13 protein-coding genes are annotated in these 20,368 nt (G+C 67.8%); 7 read left to right on the plus strand and 6 right to left on the minus strand.

What is annotated here, in order from left to right:
* The first annotated feature begins 56 nt into the window (after window positions 1-56).
* Window positions 57-2,666: an ATP-dependent chaperone ClpB gene (clpB, locus tag ACY34H_RS11385; protein WP_464977609.1), complete on the plus strand. Its 2,610-nt coding sequence runs from the start codon at window positions 57-59 to the stop codon at window positions 2,664-2,666.
* On the opposite strand, the gene ACY34H_RS11390 is transcribed toward clpB, so the two are convergent.
* The 3 genes from ACY34H_RS11390 to ACY34H_RS11400 form a co-directional block, all read right to left on the minus strand.
* Window positions 2,656-5,409, minus strand: coding sequence for an ATP-binding protein (locus ACY34H_RS11390; protein ID WP_464977610.1), 2,754 nt, complete (start codon window positions 5,407-5,409; stop codon window positions 2,656-2,658). The two genes, clpB and ACY34H_RS11390, sit on opposite strands and share 11 nt — an antisense overlap.
* Window positions 5,410-5,732: 323 nt before the next feature.
* Complete coding sequence (locus ACY34H_RS11395; RefSeq protein ID WP_464977611.1) at window positions 5,733-6,128, minus strand: hypothetical protein; 396 nt, start codon at window positions 6,126-6,128, stop codon at window positions 5,733-5,735.
* On the minus strand, window positions 6,118-7,254 hold the full coding sequence (locus ACY34H_RS11400) for an aldehyde dehydrogenase family protein (RefSeq protein ID WP_464977612.1): 1,137 nt from the start codon (window positions 7,252-7,254) through the stop codon (window positions 6,118-6,120). The genes ACY34H_RS11395 and ACY34H_RS11400 overlap by 11 nt, the downstream gene beginning before the upstream one ends.
* Window positions 7,255-7,387: 133 nt before the next feature.
* On the opposite strand from ACY34H_RS11400, the gene ACY34H_RS11405 reads away from it, so the two are divergent.
* Complete coding sequence (locus ACY34H_RS11405) at window positions 7,388-10,243, plus strand: ATP-binding protein (RefSeq protein WP_464977613.1); 2,856 nt, start codon at window positions 7,388-7,390, stop codon at window positions 10,241-10,243.
* Here the strand turns inward: ACY34H_RS11405 and ACY34H_RS11410 are convergent.
* Together ACY34H_RS11410 and ACY34H_RS11415 are read right to left on the minus strand one after the other, a co-directional pair.
* Entirely contained in the window at window positions 10,206-11,801 is a 1,596-nt protein-coding gene (locus tag ACY34H_RS11410) for a GH39 family glycosyl hydrolase (RefSeq protein ID WP_464977614.1), read from the minus strand. The genes ACY34H_RS11405 and ACY34H_RS11410 overlap by 38 nt on opposite strands.
* A gap of 152 nt (window positions 11,802-11,953) precedes the next feature.
* Window positions 11,954-13,255 (minus strand): helix-turn-helix domain-containing protein, encoded by a 1,302-nt coding sequence (locus ACY34H_RS11415; RefSeq protein WP_464977615.1) that lies wholly within the window; start codon window positions 13,253-13,255, stop codon window positions 11,954-11,956.
* Between the two features lie 115 nt (window positions 13,256-13,370).
* Between ACY34H_RS11415 and ACY34H_RS11420 the strand changes: the two genes are divergently transcribed.
* Window positions 13,371-15,272 carry a methyl-accepting chemotaxis protein gene (locus ACY34H_RS11420; RefSeq protein WP_464977616.1) on the plus strand — a complete coding sequence of 634 codons (1,902 nt, stop codon included), beginning with the start codon at window positions 13,371-13,373 and terminating at the stop codon, window positions 15,270-15,272.
* Here the strand turns inward: ACY34H_RS11420 and ACY34H_RS11425 are convergent.
* A complete protein-coding gene (locus ACY34H_RS11425) occupies window positions 15,259-16,050 on the minus strand; it encodes an AraC family transcriptional regulator (RefSeq protein WP_464977617.1) in 792 nt (263 codons plus the stop codon). The genes ACY34H_RS11420 and ACY34H_RS11425 overlap by 14 nt on opposite strands.
* Before the next feature lie 82 nt (window positions 16,051-16,132).
* On the opposite strand from ACY34H_RS11425, the gene ACY34H_RS11430 reads away from it, so the two are divergent.
* The 4 genes from ACY34H_RS11430 to ACY34H_RS11445 all read left to right on the plus strand — a co-directional run bounded on the left by ACY34H_RS11430 (window position 16,133) and on the right by ACY34H_RS11445 (window position 20,360).
* Entirely contained in the window at window positions 16,133-17,380 is a 1,248-nt protein-coding gene (locus ACY34H_RS11430; RefSeq protein WP_464977618.1) for an MFS transporter, read from the plus strand.
* 32 nt (window positions 17,381-17,412) lie between these two features.
* Window positions 17,413-17,955, plus strand: coding sequence for a ribonuclease E activity regulator RraA (rraA, locus tag ACY34H_RS11435; protein WP_464977619.1), 543 nt, complete (start codon window positions 17,413-17,415; stop codon window positions 17,953-17,955).
* Window positions 17,956-18,087: 132 nt separating this feature from the next.
* A complete protein-coding gene (locus tag ACY34H_RS11440) occupies window positions 18,088-19,020 on the plus strand; it encodes a 23S rRNA (adenine(2030)-N(6))-methyltransferase RlmJ (RefSeq protein ID WP_464977620.1) in 933 nt (310 codons plus the stop codon).
* Between the two features lie 92 nt (window positions 19,021-19,112).
* On the plus strand, window positions 19,113-20,360 hold the full coding sequence (locus ACY34H_RS11445) for an EAL and HDOD domain-containing protein (protein ID WP_464977621.1): 1,248 nt from the start codon (window positions 19,113-19,115) through the stop codon (window positions 20,358-20,360).
* Window positions 20,361-20,368: the final 8 nt, after the last annotated feature.

The raw sequence follows: 20,368 nt of genomic DNA on the forward strand, positions 1-20,368 counted from the left end.
AAATAGCGGTTGCGCATCCGCACCTTATCGGAAGATAAAATTTGGAGCGAAGCGCCATGCGTCAAGACAAACTCACAACAAAACTTCAGGAAGCACTCGCCGACGCCCAGAGCCTGGCCGTCGGCAACGACAATCCCTATATCGAACCGGTGCATCTGCTGACGGCCCTGCTGAACCAGGACGACAGCAGCACGCGCTCGCTGCTGCAGCGTGCCGGCGTCAACGTCGGCGGCCTGTCCGCCGCCCTGAAAGGGGCCATCGAGCGTGCGCCGAAGGTGTCCGGCACCGGCGGCAACGTGCAGGTCAGCCGCGAATTCGTCAACATGCTGAACCTGGCCGACCGGGAAGCGCAAAAGCGCGGCGACCAGTTCGTGTCCAGCGAAATGGTGCTGCTGGCGCTGGCCGACGACAAGTCCGATGCCGGCCGGCTGGCCCGCGAGAACGGCCTGTCGCGCAAGTCGCTGGAGGCGGCGATCGATGCCGTGCGCGGCGGCGGCAAGGTCGATTCGCAGGAAGCGGAAGGCCAGCGCGAGTCGCTGAAAAAATACACGATGGACCTCACCGAGCGGGCCCGTCAGGGCAAGCTCGACCCGGTGATCGGCCGCGACGACGAAATCCGCCGGGCCATCCAGGTACTGCAGCGCCGCACCAAGAACAATCCGGTGCTGATCGGCGAGCCGGGCGTCGGCAAGACGGCGATCGTCGAGGGCCTCGCCCAGCGCATCGTCAACAACGAGGTACCCGATTCCCTGCGCGGCAAGCGCGTGCTGTCGCTGGACATGGCGGCGCTGCTGGCCGGCGCCAAGTACCGCGGCGAGTTCGAGGAACGGCTGAAATCGGTGCTGAATGAACTGGCCAAGGACGAAGGCCAGACCATCGTCTTCATCGACGAGCTGCACACGATGGTCGGCGCCGGCAAGGCCGAGGGCGCGATGGATGCGGGCAACATGCTGAAGCCGGCGCTGGCGCGCGGCGAGCTGCATTGCGTCGGCGCCACCACGCTGGATGAATACCGCAAGTACATCGAGAAGGATGCCGCGCTGGAACGCCGCTTCCAGAAGATCCTCGTCGACGAGCCGACCGTGGAAGCGACGATCGCGATCCTGCGCGGCCTGCAGGACAAGTACGAGCTGCACCACAAGGTGGAGATCACCGACCCGGCGATCATCGCGGCGGCCGAACTGTCGCACCGCTACATCACGGACCGCTTCCTGCCCGACAAGGCGATCGACCTGATCGACGAAGCCGCATCGAAGATCAAGATCGAGATCGATTCCAAGCCCGAGGTGATGGACAAGCTGGAGCGCCGGCTGATCCAGCTGAAGATCGAGAAGGAGGCCGTCAAGCGCGAGAAGGACGAAGGCTCGCGCAAGCGCCTCGACCTGATCGACGAGGAGATCGCCAAGCTGCAGCGCGAGTACAACGACTATGAGGAAGTGCTGAAGGCCGAGAAGGCCAATGTGCAGGGCACCACGCACATCAAGGAGGAAATCGAGCGCATCCGCCAGGAGATGGAGGAAGCCACGCGCGCCTCGAACTGGGGGCGAGTGTCCGAGTTGCAGTACGGCCGGCTGCCCGAGCTGGAAGCCCAGCTGAAGCAGGCGGAATCGTCGAACGGCGATGAAGCAAAGGACAAGCCGAAGCTGCTGCGCACCCAGGTGGGCGCCGAGGAAATCGCCGAGGTGGTGTCGCGCGCGACCGGCATTCCGGTGTCGCGCATGATGCAGGGCGAGCGCGACAAGCTGCTGCACATCGAGGAGAAGCTGCACGAGCGCGTGGTGGGGCAGGACGAGGCGATCAACGCCGTGGCCGATGCGATCCGGCGTTCGCGCGCCGGCCTGGCGGACCCGAACCGGCCCTACGGCTCGTTCATGTTCCTGGGCCCGACCGGCGTGGGCAAGACCGAGCTGTCGAAGGCACTGGCCGCGTTCCTGTTCGATACCGAGGAATCGATGATCCGCATCGACATGAGCGAATTCATGGAGAAGCATTCGGTGGCCCGACTGATCGGTGCGCCGCCGGGCTACGTGGGTTACGACGAGGGCGGCTACCTGACGGAGGCGGTGCGCCGCAAGCCGTACAGCGTGATCCTGCTGGACGAAGTGGAAAAGGCCCATCACGACGTGTTCAACGTGCTGCTGCAGGTGCTCGACGATGGCCGCATGACCGATGGCCAGGGCCGCACCGTGGACTTCAAGAACACCGTGATCATCATGACCTCGAACCTGGGGTCGCAGAAGATCCAGTCGATGGAGGACTCCGATCCGGCCGTGACGAAGCTGGCCGTGATGGCCGAAGTGCGCGGCCATTTCCGGCCCGAGTTCATCAACCGGATCGACGAGATCGTCGTGTTCCACGGCCTGGACGAGAAGAACATCGGCGCGATCGCGAAGATCCAGCTGCAGATCCTGGAAGACCGGCTGAAGCGGATGGAGATGGGCCTGCAGATCAGCGACGCCGCGCTGCAGAAGATCGCCGAGGCAGGCTACGATCCGGTGTACGGCGCGCGTCCGCTGAAGCGGGCGATCCAGCAGCAGATCGAGAATCCGCTGTCGAAGCTGATCCTGGAGGGCCGCTTTGGTCCGAAGGATACGATCCGCATCGATGCGCGCGATGGCGCGCTGGTATTCGGCGCGGACGGCAAGGTCGATATCGTCAAGCAGTAAGCGGCACCGGCACCGGAACCGGCGCAGCGTCCACCGACGCCGCGCCGGTTTTTTTTCGTAGCCGCCACTGGGCCAGCAGCCGTGTGGCGGCCAGCAGGTCGGCCGTGCGCTGGCCTTCGCCGAAACGGGCCACGACGAGTTCCAGCAGCGCTTCGGCGCCGGGTGCCGCGCCGCGGCCGTGCCACAGCCGCGCGAGGCTGGTGGCGGCACGCAGTTCCCAGGCCAGTGCGCCCTGGTTGCGGGCCAGCAGCAGCGCGGCGCGGAACAGCCGCTCGGCCGTCTCGTGCGCCGCAGGGCCGCCGCCGGCCAGCAGGCGCTCGCCTTGCACGCGGCGCAGTTCGGCGGCGCACCAGCGTGCGTCGCCATGGTCGGTGCGCAGCAGCAGCCGCTCGTCCAGGTAGCGCGGGTTCAGGGTGGCCAGCGTTTCGCGGTGCGGTCCGGCGGCGGGCGCTTTCGCCAGCCAGCCACCGGGCGCATCCTCGACGATGCCGTGCCGGTACTGGCGTGCCAGCGTTTCCCAGTGCGGAAAGCGGCGCGCGGCATCCTCCAGTTCCGCCAGCGCGGCCAGCGCGGCCGGCCGGTCGCCGCACCACCATGCCACCGGGAACATCGCGAACGCGAGCACCTGGCACAGCGGCGCGTCGGCGCCCACCGCGCGGGCGCGCAAGACGCCGTTGCGGGCCAGCCGCAACGCATCGTCGGCGTGGCCGAGCAGCCAGCGGGTCCGCGCCAGCACGGCGCTCGCGGCAACGTTTTCATCGGTATGCAGGGCGGTGCGGCGCCGCGTGCACACGGCCGGGACCGTGCCGTTCTGCACGGCGTATGCCAGCGGCGCGGCCAGTGCCTGCTCTCCCGACAGGTGCAGGGCAAGGGCGGCAAAGCGGTCGTGCACCAGTTGCGCGGCGCGCGAACCGGCGCGGCGAATGGCGTCCTGGAAGCGCTGCGCCAACGCCACCGCGGCCGGGTAATCGCCCGCCAGCACGTGTTCCAGGACCAGGCCGGAGAAGGCGTCGGCCAGCCGGTCGGTGTCGGCCGACGCTTCCGCCAGCGCGAAGCCGCGGGCATAGGCCGCGCGGCCGGCGCCGGCGCCTTCCAGGTACACGCAGGCCGTGCCCAGCGCGGTGTGCAGCACGGACTGCAGCGGCGGCGGCAGAGTCTGCGGCAGAATCGGCGCCGCCTCGTCGATGCCGCGACCGACCGCCGTCACGAGCCACTTGCGCAATTCTTCCAGTTCGGCCGTTTCCCACCACATCGGTATCGAGGCGGCCAGCAGGGTTGCGGCGGCCTGGGCGTCGCCATGGGGGCCGAAACCCCATGCCAGCGCCGCGCGCACGTCGGGCAAACGCCCCGGATCGCCATCCGGCCCGGCGGCGAGCGCCGTGCAATCGGCAGCGAAGCGGGCGAACGCCGCATCGTCCGGGGCCAGCAGCGACAGCGCGTAGTGGCGCACGCCGTCATACAGCAGGAATTCCGGCGTGCTGGCGGCGCAATGCGGCGCGAGCAGCGACCTGGCGGCCAGCGTGGCCAGCGCGTCTTCCACATCGTGTGCGGCGACCGTCCCGCCCGTGGCGACGCGGAGTGCGCGCGCCAGCGTGAACGGGCCGGAGAATACAGCGACGCGGCCCAGCACCGTGCGCTCCGTGCACGACAGCGTGTCGATGCTCCACTCCAGCGACGCGCGCAGCGAGCGGTGGCGCGGCGGCGCGGTGCGCCGGCCGCCTTTCAGGATCAGCAGGCGCTCGTCGATCCGGGCCAGCAGGTCGCGCGGCTGGAACAGGTCGAGCCGGCCGGCCGCCAGGTCGATCGCCAGCGGCACGCCATCGAGGCGGCGACACAGTTCCGCCACCGCGGGCGCATCGGCATCGGCCAGGCTGAAACCGCCGTGCAGGGCCGCGGCGCGCGCGGCGAACAGCGCCACGGCCGGATAGGCCATTGCTTCCCCTGCCGTCGCGATGCCGGGCGGCGGGCAGTCGAGAGGGGCGACGCGCTGCACCCATTCGCCGGCGGCGCGCAGCGCCTCGCGGCAGGTGGCCACGATGCACAGGCCGGGCACCTCGCGCAGCAGCCGTTCCGCCAGCGCGGCAGCCGCCGTGACGGTGCGGTCGCAATTGTCGAGCACGAGCAGTACCGGCCGTTCGCGCAGGTGGGCCAGCAGCGGTGAAGCGGGATCGGCGCCGGGCGGCAGCGCCATCGCCGCGGCCAGCGCCGCCTGCGGATCGGCCGCCTCGGCCAGGTCGATGCTCCAGGTGCGGAACTGCGGCGCCAGGCGGCGCGCGAGTGCGAGCGCCAGCGTGCTCTTGCCGACACCCCCGGTGCCTGTCAGCGTGACGAGGCGGTGCTGCCGCGCCAGCGCCGCCAGCGACTGCGCCAGCGCGCCACCGTCCGGCTGGTCGGCATGCTGCGCCTGGTGCCATCGCACGGCGGCCAGCAGCGAATAGCCGTGTCCGGCCACGCTGCCGATGTAGCGGCGCTCGGGCGTTTCGCGCAGCGCCTTGCGCAACGCCGCGACGTGCACGCGCAGGTTTGCTTCCTCGACGATGGTATCGGGCCAGGCGTGCGCGATCAGGTCGCTCTTCGACACCGGTGCACCGGCGCGCTCGGCAAGCATGGCGAGAATGTCGAACGCGCGCGAGCCCAGCTTCAGCGGCTGGCCATCCTCGAGCAGCACGCGCTGCGCCGGATAGAGGCGGAAGGGACCGAACGACGCATGCGCAACCGACGACTCGGGGGCGGGGAGTGTCATATTGGGCGTCCTCGTTGGCAGACGGCACGATACCGTCGATAGCGGATGTTAAGTGACTATCTTTACAACAGGCTGACACCGCCCGAATATTTCCCAGAACCGGGGTCAGACCCCGGTTTCAACATTCGGGGGCAGTCCCCGAATTTTTGCAACAATTTTGTGGTTTTTGCATCAACATCGTATTGTGTAGCTGTTCGCATTCGCCAGCGGCGCACTATTTGTCGGTTCCCGCGCAAATACGTGGCCGATCAGCATTTTGTTGCTAAAAATCGGGGACAGTCCCCGGTTGGCGTGTGGCGAAAAGCATACTGTTTGCGCTGCTGTCAGGATTCGGCGAAGTCTTCGACTTCGTACTGGTCGAGGAAGCGGTCGGGGCTGCTGCCGGGGGAGAAGTGCAGCGTGGTCGGGGGGCGGCTGCCGCCCAGCAGGCGCCGCACGTGGGCGCCCAGCGACTGGCGCGTGGTGCTCTTTTGCCACATGGGATAGAGGCCGGACAGCCGGTAGCCGTCCAGGTAGCGGATTTCGAATTCGCATTCGCTGCAGTCGCGCGCGGCGGCCCACGTTTTCAGCAGCCTGTCGGCGGCGACGAAGGAGCCGAGCACCGCGGTGCTGCGTTCGGCCTTGCGGATGAGGATCTGCGCGACGCCGACCTTTTCGGCAGGGGCGAACGGGTGGGCGTCGATGGCCGGCTTGCGCGGGGATGACGGTTCAGGTGGCATGCAATTCCCCGGCATGGTGGAACACCGGGCGGCGGAAGCGGCCGATCGCGTCCAGTGCGGCGGCGTGCGTGGACCGCAGCGCGCTGCCGAAGCGGTTGACGTGGATATGCCGCGCGGCCAGTTCCAGCAGCGGCAGTACCTGGGCCGCCAGCGCCGCATCGCCGGGCGCCGCATGCAGGCTGGCGCAGGCCAGCGGGCCGAGCGCCCATGCCAGCGCCAGCAGTTCTTGCGCATCGGCGCAGCGCACCAGCAGTCCGGCCCGGCGCGCGCCGCACAGCTGCGGATCGGCGAGCAGTGCCGCGGCCGGCACTTCCGCGAAGGCGGGCGCCTGGCCGTCGCGCGCGTCGGCGAGCTGCCGGGCGCCGCTGCCGGGCGGCAGGGCAGCGTCGCCGGGGCGTCCGGCGCAGGTGCCGCCGCCATCGGCCAGCATGTCGATGATGGCTTCGCGCAGGTCGATGAAGCCGTCGCCGTCGATGGCGACGACGACCGGGCACGCGCCCGGCTGGGCCAGCAACTGCTGGCCCAGGTATTCGGCGCGGCCGTTCAGCGCGCAGGGCAGCACGAAGGCCGCTCCGCTGCCGTCCACTTCGGCCAGTGCCGGCAGCAGCCGGGGCACCGGACGCGTCCCGGCGCGGCAGATCACCCCCCGCACGGCGCGCCGGGCGAGCAGGGTGTCGTCGTCGTCGGCCAGCTCGAACAGGGTATCGGGCAGCCGGGCCGCCGTCGCGGCTGCCGCGATCAGGCCCGCCAGTTCCAGGCAGCTGGGTGCCGGCAACGCGCGCGCCAGCACCGGGCAGCCCGCGGCCAGCGCGGCCATCGCATACATGCCGGCCAGTCCATAGGCGCTGCCGTGCGCACCCACGGCCGCGATGGGGCCGAGGGGAACGGTGCGTTGCCGGCCATCGGCCCCGTCCGCGCGCAGTGCCCCGGCCAGGAAGCGCAGCCACTCGCGCAGCATGTCGTGCTGGCGCAGTGCGGCGGCCGGTTCGACGCCCGCATCGAATGCGGCCTGCCGTGGCAGCCGGTGCCGGACACCGTCCAGGCCGGCGCCGATACCGTCGAGCAGGCGGGCGCGCTGCTCGGTGCCGGCCAGCGCGAACGGCAATGCGGCGGACGTGTACATCATGGCGATCCCTCTTTCCGGTGATAAATGGGTAACGATTCCGAACGATTAACGATGGCGAATGATTAACGCCGGGTAAGCGTTACGTTAGAATCTGTCGGGCCGGAAATCAATCCGGCTTTCGAGGTAAGGAAACATGGACCGACAGCAGTGGCGGCCGCCGATCGGCGAGGTGGCCTTCGGGGCATTCCGCCTGGTACCGCATGAACGGGCGCTGTACCGGCACGGCATGCCGGTACGGCTGGCCGGCCGCGCGTTCGATCTGCTGGTCGCGCTGGTCGAACGGGCCGGCACGGTGGTGGGCAAGGATGAACTGCTTGCCTGCGTATGGCCCCACACCATCGTCGAGGAAGGCAACCTGCGCGTGCACATCGGTGCGCTGCGCAAGGCGCTCGGCAACGACCAGGCCTATGTGGAAAACGTGGTGGGGCGGGGCTACAGCTTCGTCGCGCCGCTGCACGTGCCGGCGGCGGACGCGATCGTGCCGCTGCATGGCGCGCCCCTGCCGGCGCAGCCGCGGCTGGTAGGCCGCGGCCAGGTGCTCGAGGACCTGGCGCGCGAACTGGCCGGCGCGCGCCTGCTGACGATTGCCGGTCCGGGCGGCATGGGCAAGACATCGGTGGCGCAGGCGCTTGCCGCGCGGGCCGCCCCGCAGTTCGGCCGGCATGTGTATATCGCGGACCTGGCGCCGCTGGCCGACCCGGCGCTGCTGCCGGGCGCGGTGGCGCAGGCGTTCGGCCTGGCTGCGCCGCTGTCGGCCGAAGCGCTGGCCGGCGTGCTGGCCGATACCTTGCCGCACTCGTTGCCGCACTCGTTGCGCCAACGCCGCGCACTGCTCGTGCTCGATGGCTGCGAACACCTGATCGATGCCGCGCGCACGCTGGCGAGCGTGTTGCTGGGTCGGCTGGCCGCGCTGCACATCGTCGCCACCAGCCGGGAACCATTGCGCGCCGACGGCGAGTGCGTGTTCCGGCTGCCGCCGCTGGCCGTGCCGGCCGCGCCGCTGCATGCGCACGGCTCCGCGCACGCTTCCGTTCATGCCGTTGCACAGTCATCCGTGCAGTCATCCGATATCGCCGCACTGGCCGCCTGTCCATCGGTCCAGCTGTTCGTCGAACGCGCCAGCGCCGATGGCGGCTTCACGCTCGATGCGCACAACGCGACCGCGGTGGCCGAGATCTGCCGCCGGCTGGACGGCATTCCGCTGGCGCTCGAGCTGGCGGCCGGCCGCGCCGCGTTCTTCGGCGTGCATGAGCTGGCACGGCGGCTGTCCGACTGCTTTGCCGTGCTGACGCGGGGGCGCCGCACGGCATTGCCGCGCCACCAGACCTTGCGCGCGGCGCTCGACTGGAGCCATGCGCTGCTGGCACCCGCCGAGCAGGCCGTGCTGCGGCGGCTCGCCCTGTTCCGCAGCACCTTCACGCCGGAGGGCGCGGCGGCGCTCGCCGGCGGCGGCGGCATCGGCGAACAGGCCGTTGCCGGCCACGTGGCGCAGCTCGTGGCGAAATCGATGCTCTCGGCCGACGCGGACGGGCGCTACCGCCTGCTCGACACGACCCGTGCCTACGCGCTCGACCGGTTGCGCGCGGCCGGCGAGGAGCGCGCCGTGGCGGAGCGCCACCTGCGCTACTACTGCATGCTGCTGGCCCGCGCCGAACACGATGCGGACGCGCTGGACTCGCTCGTGCGGGACCTGCGCCTCGACGACGTGCGCGCCGCGCTCGAGTGGGCCTTCGGCCCGGGCGGCGCGCCGCTGCTGGGCGCGCGGCTGGCCGCCGCGTCGGCGCCGCTGTGGTACCGCCACTCGATGATGGACGATTACCGCGTCCGGCTCGGGCCGGCGCTGGCCTGCGCCAACGCGGCGGGATCGGCCGGCGCACCCCTGGCGGCGGCACTCTGCCTGGCGCTCGGCCACACCTTGCTGCATGCCGGCGACGCGGCGGCGCCGCGCGCCGAGGCGTTCGGCCGGGCACTGGCGCTGGCCGAGCGGCTGGGCGACCATGGCGCCGCGGTGCGCGCGCTGTGGGGGTGTTACGCCGACGCGCTGCTGCAGGGCGACTACGGCCGGGCGCACGACCTGGCCTGGCGTTTCGGCCCGCTGGCCCGCGCCAGCGGCCTCGATGGCGACGGCCGGGTGCAGCAGCGGCTGCTGGCGCGGGCCCGGCATTACCTCGGCGACCAGCACGCGGCACGCGCGCACGCGGTCGTGCATCCGCCGCGCCGCGCGCCCGGCGCCGCCGGTTTCCAGTTCGACCAGCGGGTATCGTCGCTGGGCGTCCATGGCCGGATGCTGTGGTTGCAGGGCATGCCGGAGCAGGCAGTGCTGGCGGCGCGCGAAGGTGTCGACGAAGCATTGCGGCTGGATCACTCGGTGTCGCTGTGCTTCGCGCTGGTGCTGGCGATCCCGGTCGCACTGTGGAGCGGCGACCTGCCGATGGCACGGCGCTGCATCGGCATGATGGCCGAGCGCGCGGCGCGCGACCGCCTGGCGCACTGGTCTTTCTGGGCCCGTGCGTTCCAGGCCGCGCTGCAGTGCCACGAGGGCAATGGCCGCGCTGTCACCGGCGCGCAGGCGGCCGATGCGCTGCTGCGCCATCCCTCGTGTACCGGCCTGCACCTGGACATGCTGCCCACCTTGCACACGAGCCTGATGACGCCGGCTTCACTTGCCCGTGCCAGGAACGGCCAGGCCGGCTGGGCCGCCGCCGAGCTGCTGCGCTGCTGGGGCGAACAGCTGGTGCGCGTGGGTGCCGGCGCGCAGGCCGAACGCGTGTTCCGGCAGGCGCTGGCACTGGCGCAACGGCAGGGCGCGCTGGCCTGGGAACTGCGCGCCGGTACCAGCCTGGCGCAACTGCTGGCGCGCCGTGAGGAGGGGCGCGGCGCGCAGGACGCCGCCGCCGTGCTGGCGCCGGTGCTGGCGCGCTATCGCGAGGGCCGCGGCTCGCGCGACGTGGTTACCGCGCAGGCTTGCCTGGAGCACTGCTCAGCTTGAGCAGGTACACATCGTTTTCGCGCAGCGGCAGCGCCAGGCTGACCTTGCCGTCGGCGCCAACCCGTACCGTGCGCCGCTCGGACGGCGCGCCGGTGGCCTGCGCCTTCAGCTCGGCGACCTGCTGGCGCGTCAGCTGTGCCGGCGAACCCATGCCGATCCAGGCGGTGAAGGCGTCGTTCCTGCGGTAGCCGGCCTGCGAGATCGCCAGCGTGTACGCGCCCGGCTTCACGCCGCGCAGCGTCACCTGCACCTCGCCCCTGGACTTTGGCGGCAGGTCCTTGACGAAGTACTGCTGGTTGTTGATGCCCTCGGGCAGCGTGTGCGTATAGTCCCACAGCAGCAGGCCGACATCGCCGTTGCCGTCGACGGTGGCGATCGATTTCGCGTCGCCGTTGCGCAGTTCCTGGCTGCCCAGCTGGTTCAGGAACTGGTAGGCGAAGTAGCCGGGCTTCTTGATGCCCTGCGTGTTCATCAGCCCGAAGCCGCCGTGGAACGCCTCGAAACGGGGGCCGGCCTCCTCGAAGATGTCGGTGAAGACCCAGTACGACATCGATTGCGCGGCCGAGCCCGTCTGCTTCAGTTTCTGCAGGATGTAGGCAGCCTGGTGGTAGCTGTCGTGCGTCGGGTCGGACGGCGTGTACGACGAGCTCCACTCGGTGTAATGCAGCGGCAGTGACGGCAGCGCCGAAGCGGCGATCTCGCGGCGGTTTTTCAGCACGTCGCCCACGACCGCGCCTTCATCCTTGCTGAGCACGGTGCCGGTGGTGCCGAACTCATCGAGATAGCCCTGGTTAACGCCATATGTGTGGGTGCTGACGAAATCGAGCGGCACCTTGTTGGCGGTGGCATGCGCGATCATTTCCGGGATCCACGCCGCGCCGGCGGTGGCCGGCCCGCCGACCCGGTAGGCCGGGCTGACGCTCTTGATCGCCCGCGCCGCATGGTCGTACAGCCGGAAATATTCGGCCTGCGTGCCGGCCCAGAAGCCGTCGAGGTTGGGCTCGTTCCAGACTTCGAAATACCAGGTCGCCACCTCGGCCTGGCCATACCGCTCGGTCCAGTGCTGCGTCAATTTCCTGACGAGCTCGCCCCATTTCGCATAATCGCGCGGCGGCGTGACATTGCCGCGCCACCAGAAAATGGTTTTTTCGCCGCTGGCCATTGCCGAAGGCATGAAGCCCAATTCAACGAAGGGTTTTACGCCGATACTCAGCAGATAATCATACAGCGCATCGATATACTGGAAATTGTAATGTTCCCTGCCTTGCGCGTCGATTTTATAAACACCCATGTCGTCCGACAGCAGGCCATGCATGCGGATATAGCGGAAACCGGCATCATGTTTTATTTCGGCCAATTGCCGTTGCCAGTCGGCGCGCAATCCTTCATTGGCGCGCCCGGCGCCGATGACTTCGTTGAATGTTTTATCCAGCTTGCCGGCGACCTGGCCGACATGCACGTCGATTTTGCGCTGTTGCGCCAGCGCCGCCTGCGGCAGTGACAGCAGGGCGCCCAGCAGTGCTCCGGCGATGCATTGTATGTTGAGTTTCGCTTGCATTGGATTTTCGTCTCGCTCCGCGTTGTTTGAATGGCGCCGGCAGTCGCCCGCGCACCGCCGCGCAGCATACGGGCGTGGGCCGGCGCGCCGCTAGCACTCGGGGGGCAAACGCTGATGGAATGCGGATAGTTGAAGAAAAACGGGCGCCAGTGTCAGTCCGCGCACGCAGTACGGAACGCTTTCGGCGTGCAACCGTACTCTTCCTTGAAGAGCTTGTTGAAGTACGAGACGTTCGCGTAGCCGACCGAATAGGCGATTTCCGCCACCGCCAGCGCGTCGTTCTCCGACAACAGGCGGGCCGCTTCCGTCAGCCGCAATTTATTCAGGTAGGCGCTGAACGTAAAACCGAGTTCGGCCTTCAGGATATCGTTCAGCTTATTCCGGTTCACGCCGGTTGCCGCCACCACCTTGTCGACATCCATTCCGGCATCGGCATAATGGGTGGCGATAAAGCGCAATACTGCCGCTTTTTCCCTGTCGCGGTGCGGTTCCAGTGAAAGCTGCTGGTAGGCGACAAATGGCAGGTCTTTCTGCAGTTTGTCGCGCACGTCCGCCACCAGCGCAGCCGCGTGCTGCCGGAAAAACCACACGGCAAATCCGCCCCAGGCCAGCACCAATATCGTGGCGAGGGCATACAGGTAGCGGACATCGCGGCCATTCAATACCAGTGTATCGATGACGACTGTCGAGACAATATCGAGCGGGCTTTGGAACGTTGTGCCGATGGCGATTTTCGGTACCCGGTCGAGTTTATAGGCTTGGTGCGACAGATCGAGCTTGAACATGTCGAACCACCATTGCGGCGTTTCCAGCCGCGACAGGTCGATCTCGACCCGCGTGCCGCTCCCGCTGCAGGCGAAAAAGGCGACCGGCGTGCGGTAGCTGAGCAGGTCATCGCGCCGGGACACCTTGTCGTCGAAGGTGGGCACGCTCAGCATCAGCGTATTGGCGGGGGCGCAGCGCGCGTTGAATGTGATCGAGTCGTAGCGCGACAGGTCGATGTGGGCCGGCTTGCCGTCGCGGTCCTCGAACAGCAGGTCGGCGGCGGCGAACGGATGCGCGAGGGCCGGGGCCAGACGGAAGCCGAACCGCAGCCGCTGCCGGTCTTCCTGGATGGCGATGGTCGAGCCCGCCAATGCCGCCGCCTCGCTGTCCAGGCTGGCTCCGGAATGCCATGGCAGCGCGTCGCTCCCGGCCGGCAGCAGCGGCGTATGCAGGTAACTGCGCCCGACGCAGGCGTAGCCCAGCAGCAGGCTGGCGGCGAGCAGGCAGATGAACGCGGCCAGCGTCTTTCGATAGAAGGCTCCCATGATGTGAGCGCAATCATAGAGGCGGCCGCCGATGGCTGCAAGCCGTCCCTGTCTACCGGCCAGCCGGCATCGGGCGCGATGTTTCAGTGGCGTATATAAGGCGTTGCATATATGCATCAGTGTCAAATAGTGATGTTTCCGCATGGAATATTTCTGTAGCTTGCAATCTGCACTTGAGTAAGACTGGAATCGAGTAATTCACTATTGGAACAAGAAGAAAATGCACTTGATGAAGCGATTGACGATCCAACGAAAACTCATGCTCAGCATGGGCCTGTGCCTGCTGGCCTTCATGGCGATCTCCTCCGTGATGAGCGTGGCCATGAACGGCAACCGGGCCCGCGAGCGCGCCGTGACCCAGGAACTGCCGGCACAGGTCGGCGAAATCCGCAACGACGTGCTGCGCCAGATCGGCCAGGCGCTGGCGGTCTCGGAAACGCTGGCCAACGACACCTACGTGCATGCCTGGGAAGATGCCGGCCTGCCGGACGACGGGGCGGCTGCGTGGCAAACCTATGCGCGCCACCTGAAAGCCAGGAACAATGCCGCCTCGGTGTTCTGGGTGTCCAGGGACACCGGCAGGTATTTCACCGATGGCGGTTATGAACGCACGCTGGCGCCCGGCCAGGCCAGCGATGCGTGGTTCTATGGCTTCCTGGACAGTGGCGCGCCATATCGGCTGGACATCGACAAGGATGCCGGATCCGGAAATTACATGCTGTTCATTAACAATCGCGTGCAGACGGCCGGCGGCAGGCTGGCCGCGGCAGGCATCGGCCTGGCCGTCAACGACCTGGCCGCCACGATCCGCGATTACCGGCTGGGCGAGACGGGCACCGTGTCGCTGGTGCGCCCGAACGGCGTGCTGCTGATCGACCGCGATCCGCAACTGGCCGATGGCCGGCACCTGCTGCAGGACCAGCCGGGCTTCGATGCCGCCGCGGTGAAGAGCCTGTTTACAGGCCAGCCTTTCGTGCACGCGGCCGTCGACGGCCCGCAGGGGCGCCTGTTCGTGGCGTCGTCCTATATCAAGGAATTGAACCTGTACGTGCTGGCACGCGTGCCGGAGCGCGAAGTGCTGGGCGATATCGCGCGCTCGGCCACGATCTCGGCGCTGATTGCCGGCCTGGCGGGCGGCACCATCGGCCTGGCCGGCATCTGGCTGATCAGCCGCGCGATCGCCGCGCCGGTGATGCGGGCGGCAACGATGCTGGGCGAGATCGCCGGCGGCAATGGCGACCTGAGCCGCCGGATGCCGGTCGAGTCGGATGACGAAGTCGGCGCGCTGGCCGGCGCCTTCAACCGTTTCATTTCCTCGCTGAACGGCACGATCCTGCAGGTGCGCGAAAGCGCGCAGCAGATCACCACCGCCACCCGCGAGATCGCCACCGGCAACCTCGATCTTTCCAACCGTACCGAAGCGCAGGCGTCGAACCTGGAGGAAACCGCCGCGGCGATGGAGGAGCTGACGACAACCGTGCGCCAGAATGCCGATAACGCCGCCCAGGCCAACGCACTGGTGGCGAGCACCGCCGATGCGGCGCGCAAGGGTGGTGCCGTGGTGTCGCAGGTGGTCGACATGATGGGGGCGATCACCGACAGCTCGCGGCGCATCTCGGACATCATCGGCGTGATCGACGGCATTGCCTTCCAGACCAATATCCTGGCGCTGAACGCCGCGGTGGAAGCTGCGCGGGCAGGCGAGCAGGGGCGCGGCTTTGCCGTCGTTGCCGCCGAGGTGCGCAACCTGGCGCAGCGCTCGGCCACCGCCGCCAGGGAAATCAAGGACCTGATCCTCGCCTCCGTCGACCAGGTGGACGCCGGCAGCAGGCTGGCCGATGGCGCCGGGCAGGCGATGGGCGAGATCGTGCAATCGGTGCAGCAGGTGGCCGACCTCGTGGCGCAGATCGCCACCGCCAGCGACGAGCAGAGCGAAGGCATCGGCCAGGTCAACGGCGCGATCGGCGAAATGGACAATGTCACGCAGCAGAACGCGGCGCTGGTGGAAGAAGCGGCCGCGGCAGCCGAATCGCTGCGCATGCAGGCCGCGGCGCTGGAGCAGGTGGTGGGCACCTTCAAGCTCGATGCGCCGGCGGTGTTGGCCGCAGCGTTGCCCGGCGCCCTCGCAGTACCGCGGCGGGCGGCCCTCAGCGTTCGCTGAAAAACGCGCTGGGCGTGGTGCCGAAGGTCTTGCGGAACATCTGCGAGAACGCCGACTGGCTGGCGTAGCCCAGTTCGTCGGCAACGCGAGCCAGCGGCATGCCGCCGGCGATCATCGGCGCGGCATGGGCCAGGCGCACCTGCTGGCGCCACTGGCCGAAGCTCATGCCGAGCTCCTTCTCGAACAGCCGCGCCAGCGTGCGCTCCGAAGCGCCGACCTGGCCGGCCCAGTCGGCCAGCGTGAGCGCGGCGCCGGGCGAATCGATCAGGCGCCCGCACAGGCTTTGCAGCCGCTTGTCGCGCGGCAGCGGCACGCGGATCGGCCGTGTCTCGCAGCGCGCCAGTTCATCGAGCATCAATTCCGACAGCATGGTGGCGCGCGGCGACGACGCCAGCGGCGGCAGCTGTTCCAGCGCCAGGATCAGTTCGCGCAGCAGCGTGGATACTTCCAGCACCCGGCAAGCCTCGTCCGGGAACGGTGCCCGTTCGGCCAGGATGCGCACCGGCCGCAGCCGGATCGCCTGCAATACCGTGACCGAATGCTCGACGCCCGGCGCGATCCATACCGCGCGCGACGGCGGTACGATCCATGTGCTGTCGGCGGCGGTGACGCGCAGCACGCCATCGAGCGCGTGCGTCAGCTGGCCCCAGGTGTGCCGGTGCGGCAGCATCGCATCGCGGCGATCGAGGTCGCGGGCGATCAGCGTGATCGGGCGTTCGGCCGTGGGCTCGAAGCCGTCCGGGTAGGGCAGGGTGTGGCGGATGACGGGCGCTGACATGGCAGGATTTCGACAAAGATTGACATCCTATCTCAAAACGGTCGCCGCGCTTTTTCCTACACTGGGCTTTTGAGAGGGCGCAATGGACAAGGACATCCATCACTCCGGCAGCGGGGACAGCAGCAGGGACAGCATTCTTCGCCAGGATGCCCGCGTGATCGGCCTGGTCGGTCTCGCGCATGGCACTTCGCATTTCTACCACCTGATCCTGGCCGCGCTGTTTCCGTGGCTGAAACCGGCGTTCAGCCTCAGTTACGCCGAGCTGGGCCTGTTGATGACGGTATTTTTCGTCGTGTCGGGCGTGGGCCAGGCATGCGCCGGCTTCGTGGTCGACCGGGTCGGCGCGCGCCGCGTGCTGTTCTTCGGCGTCGGCGTGCTGGGCGTATCGGCGCTGGTGTTGTCGGTGGCCAGCAGCTATGCCGCGCTGATGGCCGGTGCGCTGCTGGCCGGCATCGGCAACAGCATTTTCCACCCTGCCGACTACACGCTGCTGAACCAGCGCGTGTCGCGCGAGCGGCTGGCGCATGGTTTTTCGGTGCACGGCATCAGCGGCAATCTCGGCTGGGCGGCGTCGCCGCTGTTCATGACCACCGTCGCGGCGCTGGCCAGCTGGCGCACCGCGCTGGCGCTGGCCGCGCTGCTGCCGTTTGCCGTGCTGGCGATCCTGGTGCTGAACCGCGATGCGCTGCGGCCGAATCCGCCGCAGCAGGCCGGCGGGCAGGATGGCGCGGAGGGCACTCTGGCATTCCTGCGGCTGCCTTCGGTGTGGATGTGCTTTGCCTTCTTCTTCCTGACCGCGGTGGCGCTGGGCGGTATCCAGGCCTTCGCGTCGATCGGGCTGGAGCAGCTGTACGGCATCTCGCGCGAGCTGGCCACCAGCTCCTACACCGCATACATGCTGGCCTCGGCCGCCGGCATGGTGGTGGGGGGCTTCGTGGGCGCCGGTTCCGGCAACCACGACCGCAATATCGCCATCGCGTTTGCCATCGCCGCCGTGCTGGCGCTGGTACTGGGCATGGCCGTGGTGCCGGGCTGGCTGGCGTTGCCGCTGATGGCGCTGATCGGCTTCTGCTCCGGAGTGGCGGGGCCGTCGCGCGACCTGATGATCCGCGCCGCCGCGCCGAAGAACGCCACCGGGCGCGTGTACGGTGTCGTCTATTCGGGCCTGGATACCGGCCTGTCGGTGGGGCCGCTGATGTTCGGCGCGGTGATGGATGCGGGCCATCCCGGCTGGCTGTTTGCCGGCATCGCGCTGTTCCAGGCGCTGGCGATCGGCACGGCGGTGGGCGTGGGCGGCAGTACCCGCGCGGTGGCGCTGAAAAACGCCTAGAATCGGAACAGTTCAACTGCCCGGGGATTTTCATGAGCCACGCTTCGCCCGATCACCTGCCCAGCCACCTGGCTTACGTGCGTGATTTCGCCACCGCCGACCTGTGCGACGACAATGCCATGCTGCTCGAGGATGGCCGCCTGGCCGTGCTGCCGCCGCTATTGCGCCATTTCGGCAAGCGCGTGCGATTCGCCGGCCGCGTCGTCACGCTGAAGGTGTTCGAGGATAATGCGCTGGTGCGCGCCATGCTGGAAACATCCGGCGAGGGGCAGGTGCTCGTCGTCGATGGCGGCGGCAGCCTGCGGCGCGCCCTGGTGGGCGGCCAGCTGGCGCTGCTGGCGCAGGACAATGGCTGGGCCGGCGTGGTGGTCGACGGCTGCGTGCGCGATACGGCGGAAATCGACAGTTGCGACATCGGCATCCGTGCGCTGGCCGCGCATCCGCAGCGCAGCGCCCGCAAAGGCGCAGGTGAACGCAATGTACGCGTGCAGATCGCTGGCGTGCCTGTCAACCCGGGCGACTGGCTGTATGCCGATGCCGACGGCATCCTGGTTTCCCAGCAGCGGCTGGCATGACGCAGGAGCCGCGGCCGCGGCCGCGGTCTCCTCGCGATTTCTCGCATCGCACCGATATGGCGTTGCCTGTCATTTTTGGCGGCCTTGCCGTTCTCTGGGATAATGCCGGCTCGAATCCTCCGTTAGAAGACCATGTTCAGTTACCGCCACGCCTTCCATGCCGGCAATCATGCCGACGTCCTGAAGCATTTCGTCCAGCTCCAGCTGCTGCAATATCTGAACCAGAAGGACGTGGCGTACAGCTACATCGACACGCACGCCGGCGCTGGCGTCTACGCGCTGGACAGCGTGCAGGCCACCAAGACCGCCGAGTTCGAGACCGGCATTGCACCGCTGTGGGACCGCACGGACCTGCCGGAGGCATTGGCCGAGTACGTCAACCTGATCAAGGCCATGAACCCGAGCGGCAAGATGCGCTACTACCCGGGCTCGCCCTATGTAGCCGAGCAGGTGGCGCGCGAAATGGATCGCCTGCGCCTGTTCGAACTGCATCCGGCCGATGTGCGCCTGCTGGCCGATAATTTCACGAAGCTGGAGCAGCACCAGGCGGCGCAGGGCAAGCGCAGCACGGTGCGCGGCAAGCGTGTCATCGTCAACAAGGCCGACGGCTTCCTCGGCGTGCGGGCATTGCTGCCGCCGCCGTCGCGCCGTGCGCTGGTGCTGTGCGACCCGCCGTATGAAGACAAGCAGGATTACCGCAAGGTGATCGATATGCTGGGTGATGCGCTGAAGCGCTTCCCGAGCGGCACCTATGCCATCTGGTACCCGGTGCTGCAGCGTATCGAGGCACGCAATTTCGCCGAAAAGCTGAAGCACCTGCCGGCGCAAAGCTGGCTGAACGTGACGCTGTCGATCTCCGGGCCGACGCCGGACGGCATTGCCCTGCACACCAGCGGCATGTTCGTCCTGAATCCGCCGTACACGCTCGCGGCGACGCTGAAAACCGTGATGCCTTACCTCGTTCAGGTGCTGGGCCGCGACAAGGGGGCCGGGTTTACGCTCGATAGCGGCGAGCAGGGCGCGGCGCGCGTCCAGGACAATCGGAATGTCACGCGGCGGTCATAAACTGGTTGCCATATCGTTAATGACGAGTTAAGGTAGCGGCATCGTTTTCAAGCAGGTCCTCCATGACTCTGGCAGTTAGCCCGGATATTCCGATGCCATACGCCAATCACTTTTTCCTGGCGCGGCAACCCATCCTCAATCGTTCCCAGCGGCTCGTTGCTTATGAGCTGCTGTACCGCAACGCCAACAGCCACGACGTGGAAGTGACGGATGGCGCGGCCGCCACGGCTTCCGTCATCGCCCATGCTTCCGAACTGGGCATGCAGAAAGTGGTTGGCGAGCAATTGGCATATGTGAACGTGGATACCGCTGGCCTGATGAGCGATTTCATCCACTTCCTGCCCAACGACAAGGTCATTCTCGAAGTGCTCGAATCGGTCGAAGCGACGCCGGACGTGGTGGCGCGGGTGATCGAACTGAAGCTTGCCGGTTACAAATTTGCGCTGGACGACGTGGTCGGCGCATCCAACAGCCTGGACAAGCTGCAGCCGCTGATGGACGTGATCAAGATCGACATCAAGGGCATGGGCCGCGATTCGCTGGCCGCGCTGACCCGCTCGCTGAAGAGTCCAGGCCAGAAGCTGCTGGCGGAAAAAGTCGAGACGCATGAGGAATTCCGGCATTGCATGGACCTGGGTTTCGAGTATTTCCAGGGCTATTATTTCGCCCGGCCCGTCATCCTTTCCGGCAAGAAGATAGCGCCATCACAGATGGCGGTGATGCAGTTGCTGGACTTGCTGGCAGCCGATGCGGACCAGCGCGACATCGAACGGGCCATCAAGCTCGATCCGCTGATCACGCTGAACCTGCTGCGCCTGGTGAATACGCCGGCGGTCGGTGCGCGCTTCCGCATCAATTCGGTTGGCCACGCCCTGGTCGTGCTGGGGCGGCAACAGCTGCAGCGCTGGCTGCAGATCCTGCTGTACGTCAAAGGCCATCATTACGATTCGCCGCTGCTGCAACTGGCAACGACGCGCGGCAAGACGATGGAAAACCTGTTCGAGCAGCTGCGCCCGAACGAGCGCGTCGGTGCCGACATCGGTTTCACGGTCGGCATCATGTCGCTGATGGATACCCTGTTCTCGGTGGCGATGCCGGAGATCCTCGACAGCGTGAACGTGCTGGACGACGTGCGTGCGGCGCTGCTGCACCGCACCGGCGACTATGGCGACGTACTGAAACTGATCGAGCTGGTCGAAGTGGCGCGGGAAGGCCCCGAGCTGACGGGCCTGCTGCACCGGCTGGGCCTGGCACCAGCCACGCTGTACGCGAGCCAGCTGGCCGCGTACGAGTGGATCAACGACTATACCGGCAGCGTGGCTGTTTCGCCGGTGCGCTGAACGGGCCC

The organism is Pseudoduganella sp. jia 9 (assembly GCF_055502615.1).

Bases quoted from the DNA above. Each gene is read 5' to 3' on its own strand.
- clpB (WP_464977609.1), top strand. From the start codon at position 57: ATGCGTCAAGACAAACTCACAACAAAACTTCAGGAAGCACTCGCCGAC.
- ACY34H_RS11390 (WP_464977610.1), bottom strand. From the start codon at position 5,409: ATGACACTCCCCGCCCCCGAGTCGTCGGTTGCGCATGCGTCGTTCGGT.
- ACY34H_RS11395 (WP_464977611.1), bottom strand. From the start codon at position 6,128: ATGCCACCTGAACCGTCATCCCCGCGCAAGCCGGCCATCGACGCCCAC.
- ACY34H_RS11400 (WP_464977612.1), bottom strand. From the start codon at position 7,254: ATGATGTACACGTCCGCCGCATTGCCGTTCGCGCTGGCCGGCACCGAG.
- ACY34H_RS11405 (WP_464977613.1), top strand. From the start codon at position 7,388: ATGGACCGACAGCAGTGGCGGCCGCCGATCGGCGAGGTGGCCTTCGGG.
- ACY34H_RS11410 (WP_464977614.1), bottom strand. From the start codon at position 11,801: ATGCAAGCGAAACTCAACATACAATGCATCGCCGGAGCACTGCTGGGC.
- ACY34H_RS11415 (WP_464977615.1), bottom strand. From the start codon at position 13,255: ATGCGGAAACATCACTATTTGACACTGATGCATATATGCAACGCCTTA.
- ACY34H_RS11420 (WP_464977616.1), top strand. From the start codon at position 13,371: ATGCTCAGCATGGGCCTGTGCCTGCTGGCCTTCATGGCGATCTCCTCC.
- ACY34H_RS11425 (WP_464977617.1), bottom strand. From the start codon at position 16,050: ATGTCAGCGCCCGTCATCCGCCACACCCTGCCCTACCCGGACGGCTTC.
- ACY34H_RS11430 (WP_464977618.1), top strand. From the start codon at position 16,133: ATGGACAAGGACATCCATCACTCCGGCAGCGGGGACAGCAGCAGGGAC.
- rraA (WP_464977619.1), top strand. From the start codon at position 17,413: ATGAGCCACGCTTCGCCCGATCACCTGCCCAGCCACCTGGCTTACGTG.
- ACY34H_RS11440 (WP_464977620.1), top strand. From the start codon at position 18,088: ATGTTCAGTTACCGCCACGCCTTCCATGCCGGCAATCATGCCGACGTC.
- ACY34H_RS11445 (WP_464977621.1), top strand. From the start codon at position 19,113: ATGCCATACGCCAATCACTTTTTCCTGGCGCGGCAACCCATCCTCAAT.